Here is a 6,926-nt window from a genome sequence, read left to right as displayed (position 1 = left end):
ATGCAACCGACAACCATTCTGCTTTCGTCTGAGACGAAGTGAGGTCGTGTTGAAACGATTCAAGAACAAGGAGACCGAACCGATGAAACGTAACATGAAATGGGCCAGTGTGGTGATGGCGCTCGTCGCGGCCGTGGCAGGGGGGGGGAAAAAAAGGGGCTGCCTGACGGGGGGACATCAGGCAACCCACAGTTTGCCCTGGTACGGGACAGTCCCGTCAGGGCACTAGTAATAGTACAGCATTCGGATAGGGGAGTCAAGGGGAAGGCGGGGGGGGGATAGTGATTGCGGATTGCGGAATGCGGATTGAACGGCGGACCCGCCGTCGTCCCGGCGCGCCGGGGGCAGGCGGGGCAGGCGTGCCGGGATCGCTCAGGGTGACATCGCTAAGGCGCTCGTCACCACGCGGCGCATGGTGGCGGCGGGCCCGGCTCCGTCCCAAGAGACGGGACTACGCCGTGGCAAGGGCGGAGAGGACGGTTTCGCGCATCATCTGCACCGGCGCGGATTGACCCGTCCACAACTCGAACTGCTCCACCGCCTGGCGGACGAAGTGGTCGATGCCGGCAACGGTGCGGCAGCCGGCGGCACGGGCGTCGCGGAGCAACTTCGTCTCGGCGGGATTATAGACGGCATCATAGACGACCATGTCTTTCCGCAGCATTTCCGCAGGAACGGGCGAAGCGTCCACGTCGGGGTGCATGCCGACGGGAGAGCAGTTGAGAACAACGTCAAAGGCCATTGCGGATTTCGGCCCGCCTTCGCCAAGGCTACGGCGGGTAAAATTTCGGATTGCGGATTGAACAGCAACGGAACCGACCTCGCGGGCGAGAGATTCGGAGCGTGTTATATCAAGATCAGTAATGGTGAGGATTGTGCCGGCGTCGGCGAGTGCGAAGGCCAGGGCGCGGCCGAGGCCGCCCGCGCCGAGAAGGAGGGCGCGTTTGCCGAGGAGCCAACCCTTTCCGACGACGGCCTCGATGGAAGCGAGGCCGGCGGAGATGTCCGTATTCGTTCCGAAGAGGGAGCCGTCGGGCCGGCGGACGACGGTGTTCATCGCCCCGACGCGGCGGGCGAGGGGCGAAATCTCGTCCATCGCCTCCATCACTTTCTGCTTATGCGGGATGGTGACGGAGTAGCCGTCGAAGCCGAACTCGCGGAAGGCGCGGACGAAGGCGGCGGGGTCGCCTTCGACCCAGAAGGGGAGATAGACGGCGTCGAGGCCGAGAGAGGCGAAGGCGGCGTTGTGGATGCGCGGAGAGAGGCTGTGGGCGACGGGGTCGGCGATAACGCCGAAGACGCGCGTCGCGCGGCCGATGCGGTGGACGCGGTAGAGGTCGAGCATTTCGGAGAGGGAAAGTTGACCGGGTCCGGCCTCCGATTGCGGGCGTCCCGGGGATTCATCCCGACTTCGTCGGGATTCATCCCCGGGCGTTGAACGGCGCGCGGGGGGCGGGGAACCAGGCGGAGGCACGGCCGGGCAAGGCCGGCCGTGGCACACAGGCGCGGGGGGCGGCGAACCCTCCTGCGAATCGAAAGAGGCGTAAGTCAGGAAGGCGCCGAACTTGGGAGCGAGGATGCGCGTGAGGAGGCCTCGCTCGCCCATGGAGAGGGCGATGGTCGGCGTGCGTGCGGCGCGGAGGAGGCGAAGGACGGGAACGGTGTCGAGGATGTGGTTGGCGGTGACGGCGATTTTGACGACGTCGGCGCCGAGGCGCGCCAGGCGCGCGTGAATCGCGTCGAGGTCGGGCGGCGTTTCCTTGAAGTTATGGTACGAGACGATGCGTTTGGCGGGAGCGACGGGGCCGAGGGCCTGGAAGGCGTCGTGTTCGACGTCGATGTAGTCGGCGCCGAGGCGAGCGGCCTCGCGGAGGAGTTCGAGTCGCGGCTGTTCGGGTCCGTCGTAGAGACCGCCTTCGCGTTTGGGTCGGCAGGTGGCGATGAGGGGGCAGGGGGGGCGGGCGAGGAGACGCGCGAGGTCCGGCGTCTGGATGGCGTCGAGGCGGAGTTCGACAGATATTTCGGATTTCGGATTTCGGATTGCGGATTGAACGGATGAAAAAGAACTCAAAACGGAGGCGAGGCGGGAGAGGGCGGCGAGGGCATCGTCGGTGGAGCGAGGCATGAGGCTGACGCAGATCATGGGGCGGTCACATTTTCGATTTTCGATTTGCGATAGCACGGCGTGCGGAAACCCTCCTTCGCCGCGCCTCCGGCGGGCTACGGAGGGCAAGCGGCCCGCGCCCCCTCACCCCATCCCTCTCCCGCAAGGGGAGAGGGGGTCATGAAAGAGCCTCTACGCGGGGCGCGTGGCGGTCAGGGGGCGGCGGCGTTGGCGGCGCGCTGGAGGCCGGTGAGTCGCATGCGGAGTCGGCCGATGACGCGTCCGGCGGTTTTGCGATGGAGCGGCCCGTTGTTGGCGGCGCGGTGGAGCATTTTTTCGCACTTGAGGAACAGGTCGCGAGCCTTGTCGGCGTCGTCGGCGGCGACGGCGGCGAGGAAGTCGCGTCGGGCGGAGCGGATGCGGCTCTTGATGGTGCGGTTGCGGATGCGGCGAGTTTCGTTCTGTCGCACGCGTTTTTTGGCGGATACGGAGCGGGGCATAGGGACGGATCTCCTTCCTCGTTTTGTGGGCCAGTTCTAGGCCGGTTTTCCCTGTTCTTCGGCGCGTCGTCGGAGGGCTTCGAGCCTCTTGGCGGCGTCGCGGTACTGGTAGTCCTGCTGGACGATGCGGCTAAACCATTCGATGGCGCCGGGCAGTTTGCCCTGGATTTCGAGGGTCATGGCGAGGTGGTACTGGAGTTCCTTGGCGAGGGCGTCTCCGGTGAGTTCGTGGCGTTCGAGGGCGGTTTCGAACTGGTTCTGTGCCTCCTGGTAGAGTTTTTTGGCGAAGAAGCATTGGCCGAGGAGGTTGAGCGCCTGGACGTGGCGTTTGGGGTCGCGCGAGGCCTGCTGGAAGGAGACGATGGCCTCGTCGAACAGACCCTTGCGGTATTGGCGGATGCCGAGGTCGAGGCGGATGCCGAGGTCCGTCGGATACTGTCGCTGGCGTTCCTGATAGGCTTTCAGTTCGAAGGCGTCCTGTTCCTGGGAGATTTTTTTATGTTCGGCCTTGAGGTCGGCGCGGTCGGGGTTGGCCTCGATCTCGACGTCGAGGTCCCGGAGGCGTGCGCGGTACTCGGCCATATAGATATCGTCCATGCGGTACTTGTAGCGGTAGTCCTTGCCCGTCTCGAGGGCCTTCTTCAGGATCGCCATGGCATCGGGGATGTTGCCTCGGCGCGCCTGGCAATCGGCGAGGGCCTGCATTTTGACGGGGTTTTCGGGGTCGGCGTCGAGAGCGGCTTTGAGTTCGGCGTACTGGTCGTCGAGTTGTTCCTCGGTGCGGATGACCTGCTGGGTGGCGCTGGCGGACGCCTGCCGGCGGTCGCGGATCATGTCGTGGAAGTCGGCGACGGATTCCAGGCGGCTGTCCTCGATGCTGCTGGAGGCCGCCAGGTCGCGAGCCCGCTTGTCGAGGGTGCGGTCGGAGGGGTCGATCTTGATGGCCTGGTTGAGTGCTTCGACGGCGTCGCGGAATCGGCGTTGGTCTTCGTAGAGGTCGGCCAGGGTGGTGAAGATCTGCTTCTGAGGTTTTTTGGTCTTGAGGGTTTCCTCGGCGGCGAGTTCGCCGGACCAGATGGCGACGTTCACGTACTGCAGTCGGCGGGCGAGTTGCATCATCTGCGTGAGGAACATGACGTTCTGGGGATCGTGGGCGAGGGCGGCTTCGAGGGCGAGCATGGCGTCCTTGTGGCGTCCGAGCATCTGATAGATCGCCGCACGGATCTGGCTTACGAACCGGGCGAGACCGCCGCGCTTGCCCTGGCTTTTCCGACGAACGGCCGCGTCTCTCAGGCCCTGATGGCCCTTCTCGATGTCCTGGGGGTCGTGCCGCAAGCCTTCGAGGTACAGGGCGATGGCGTAATCGAAGTTGCTGCGGACGGTGGCCTGCTGGGCGCGGTCGAAGCAGCCGTCCGCCAGCCGCCGGACCTCCGCCGCCATGATATCCGTCGGCGCTTGGTCGGCCGGCGGGGCGTCGGGCGCGCCGGTCGGCGAGCCTTCGGCCTTCGGTTTTGTCCCGTTCTTCTGGGGTTCAGCCAAAGAAACGGCCTCCGTTTGGGTCCGCCGGCCAAGGGACCGCCCTTGCTCATTCCCAAGCCGTGCCGGAAAAGATTACTCTACGCCCGTCGGCCGATATGTCAACCAAAAAGCGGTCTTGTAGCCCCCGCGGCAGGGACCTATAATGAAGGACTGCGGGCTCCCTGGGCCAGCGGGGAGGGCGAACGGGCGAGGAGAGGCGACATGGAACTGCGTCTGTACCCGGATCCGGCGCTTCGGGAGCGCTCGGAACCGGTCGAGGTTTTCGACGAGGCCCTGGCGGCGCTGGTGCGCGAGATGACCCGCGTGATGCGCGAAAACAACGGCCTCGGCCTGGCGGGGCCCCAGGTCGGCGCCCTGAAGCGCCTCGTCGTCATCGCCCCCGATGCCGAGCCCGGATGCGAAACCGTCCTCGTGAACCCCGAAATCGTCGAGACGGCGGGCTGGGAGGAGGCCGACGAGGGATGCCTGAGTTTCCCCGGCATCTACGTCAAAGTGGGCCGCTTCGCCCGCATCGTCGCCCGGTATCAGGACCCGAGCGGCCGGCCGCAGCAACTCGAGGCCGAAGGACTCCTCGCCCGCGCCGTTCAGCACGAACTCGACCATCTCGACGGCCGCCTGCTCGTCGACCGCATGTCCCCGGTCCAGCGGATGGCGCAGCGACGCAGGCTCCGCGACCTCACGACGCGTTACCAGCGCCGGATGGACCAGGCGGTCGGGGTCGGCGGGACCCCCGAGGGGACCGACGCAGGGTCCGACGCCGCCGATTAGTACTACTACGCCGTGTTCTTAAACGCAGAGACCGCTGAGAACGCAGAGAACGGCAAAGATAGGGGAACGGCAAAGAACGTGCTTTTGAGCCGCTGGCGAAAATTGCCTTGCCGTTGTTACTCAGCCCTCCCTCTGCGACCTCTGCGATCTCTGCGTTGAGATAGCGTTGTAGAATCGGTCTCGGGAACGTTCTATGCGAATCGTCTTTGCGGGTTCGGGCACCTTCGGATTGCCCACGCTTCGCGCCCTCGTCGAGGGCGGCCAGGAGATCGTCCTGGTCGTCACGCAGCCCGACCGTCCCTCCGGGCGCGGGCGGACGGTCCATGCCGGCCAGGTCAAGCGCTTCGCCTCCGAGCAGGGCATCCGCCTCCTTCAGCCCGAAGACATCAACGCCCGGGGCCCCGTCCGGAGCATCCGGGCCGTCGAGCCCGACCTGCTTCTGGTCATCGCGTTCGGCCAGAAGATCGGCCCTTCGCTCATCGGCGTCCCGCGCTACGGCGCCATCAACCTGCACGCCTCGCTTCTGCCGAAGTATCGCGGCGCCGCTCCCATCAATTGGGCCGTCATCCGTGGCGAGGCCGAGACGGGTCTGACGGTCATCGAGATTACCGACCGGATGGACGCGGGCGACATTCTCGGCCAGCGTGCGACGCCCATCGGTCCCGATGAGACCGCGGGCGAACTGCACGACCGCCTCGCTCTCCTGGGCGCGCGCCTCGTCACCGAGGTCGTCCGCGAACTGGTGCTCGACGAAGTCGAACGACGCCACCAGAACGAGGCCCAGGTTAAGATCGCCCCGCGCCTGAAGAAGACCGACGGCCTCGTGGATTGGAAACAGCCCGCCGTCGCCGTCCACAATCTTATCCGCGGCACGACGCCCTGGCCGGGGGCTTACACCTGGTGGCAGCGAAAAGCCGGCCGCGAGTCCTTCCGCCTCGTCCTCGCGAAGACGAAGGTGATCGAGGGCGCCGCCTCCGCAGGCGGAACGTCCCTTCGGGAATGCTGCGCAGGCGGGGCGGGGCCCGGGGTCGTCCTCGCCGCCGGACGCGAAGGCGTCGACGTCGCCGCCGCATGCGGCGCCGTCCGCATCCTCAGCCTCACGCCGGCCGGCAAGCGGACCATGAGCGCCGCCGATTTTGTCAACGGATACGGCATCGAGGCGGGCGCACGGCTCGCGTCCGCCAGAGAGGGCGCCTCGTGATTGACCGGGCCGTCATCGCCTTGAATAATCTGGCCGTCCGCCTTCGCCGGACGCGCTGCCGGCCCGGCGAGGTGCTCGTCCTTTTCTCCCGCTGCCTTCAGCGTTCGGCCTGCGACGCCAACGTCACCGACGACCTCGCCAACTGCCGGCGCTGCGGCCAATGCCTGGTGACCCGGTTCCTCGAACTGGGCGAGCGGTGCGGCGTCCAGGTGTCCGTGGCGACGGGGGGCCGCCTCGCCGCCCAGCGCGCCCGCGACCCGTCGGTCAAAGCCATCGTCGCGGTGGCCTGCGGCAAGGAACTGCGCGCGGGCATCTTCGCCTCCTTGCCCAAGGCCGTCCTTGCCCGCTCGATCGAGTGGCCGTGCGGACCGTGCAAGGACACGACCATCGAGTTCCGCGACGTCGAAGAGGCGGTCCAGTGGCTCCTGCGGTGATCCCTCCGTCGCCCTCGGCGCGCGAAGCGGCGCTTGAAGCGCTGGGGCGCGCCGCCGGCGGCACAATCTTCCTCCGCGACGCCCTCCATGCCGTCTTCGAGAAAACCGATCTGGAGCCGCGCGACCGCGCCCTCGCCACGCAGTTGGCGGCCGGCGTGGTCCGCCATCGCCGCACCCTGCGCCTGTTCGTCAGCCACGCCCGCGGCAAGGGACGCCGCGCCACGACGATCCAGCCCGACCTGCTCGCCATCCTGGAACTCGGGGCGTTTCAACTGCTGTTTCTCGACCGCGTGCCGGCCTATGCGGCGGTCAACGAGGCCGCGGAGGCCGCACGACGCACCGCACGCACCAGGAAGTCCGGCGACAAGGCCGCCGGTTTT

Annotated in this window: 7 protein-coding genes; 4 read left to right on the top strand and 3 right to left on the bottom strand. The window is 66.8% G+C overall.

Features of this window, described 5'->3' with window-relative positions:
- Positions 1-451 precede the first annotated feature (451 nt).
- From aroE to NTX40_07965, 3 genes are all read right to left on the bottom strand, one after another.
- Positions 452-2,143, bottom strand: coding sequence for a shikimate dehydrogenase (gene aroE / locus NTX40_07975; GenBank protein MCX5649018.1), 1,692 nt, complete (start codon positions 2,141-2,143; stop codon positions 452-454).
- Positions 2,144-2,316: 173 nt separating this feature from the next.
- Positions 2,317-2,604, bottom strand: coding sequence for a 30S ribosomal protein S20 (gene rpsT / locus NTX40_07970; protein ID MCX5649017.1), 288 nt, complete (start codon positions 2,602-2,604; stop codon positions 2,317-2,319).
- Between the two features lie 36 nt (positions 2,605-2,640).
- Positions 2,641-4,143 (bottom strand): tetratricopeptide repeat protein, encoded by a 1,503-nt coding sequence (locus NTX40_07965; protein ID MCX5649016.1) that lies wholly within the window; start codon positions 4,141-4,143, stop codon positions 2,641-2,643.
- A gap of 201 nt (positions 4,144-4,344) precedes the next feature.
- Here NTX40_07965 and def point away from each other — a divergent pair, with 201 nt between their 5' ends.
- The 4 genes from def to NTX40_07945 all read left to right on the top strand — a co-directional run.
- Entirely contained in the window at positions 4,345-4,911 is a 567-nt protein-coding gene (gene def / locus NTX40_07960) for a peptide deformylase (GenBank protein MCX5649015.1), read from the top strand.
- Between the two features lie 193 nt (positions 4,912-5,104).
- Positions 5,105-6,112 (top strand): methionyl-tRNA formyltransferase, encoded by a 1,008-nt coding sequence (gene fmt, locus NTX40_07955; protein MCX5649014.1) that lies wholly within the window; start codon positions 5,105-5,107, stop codon positions 6,110-6,112.
- Positions 6,109-6,546: a DUF116 domain-containing protein gene (locus NTX40_07950; GenBank protein MCX5649013.1), complete on the top strand. Its 438-nt coding sequence runs from the start codon at positions 6,109-6,111 to the stop codon at positions 6,544-6,546. The genes fmt and NTX40_07950 overlap by 4 nt, the downstream gene beginning before the upstream one ends.
- Positions 6,531-6,926, top strand: a 396-nt coding sequence (locus tag NTX40_07945) for a 16S rRNA (cytosine(967)-C(5))-methyltransferase RsmB (GenBank protein MCX5649012.1), incomplete at its 3' end; no start/stop codon positions are given. The genes NTX40_07950 and NTX40_07945, both read left to right, overlap by 16 nt.

The organism is Planctomycetota bacterium (assembly GCA_026387035.1).
In the GTDB taxonomy this organism is placed as follows: Bacteria; Planctomycetota; Phycisphaerae; order FEN-1346; family FEN-1346; genus JAPLMM01.
Note: the sequence above shows the minus strand (reverse complement) of the source record. Positions and strands in the feature narration are given on the sequence as shown.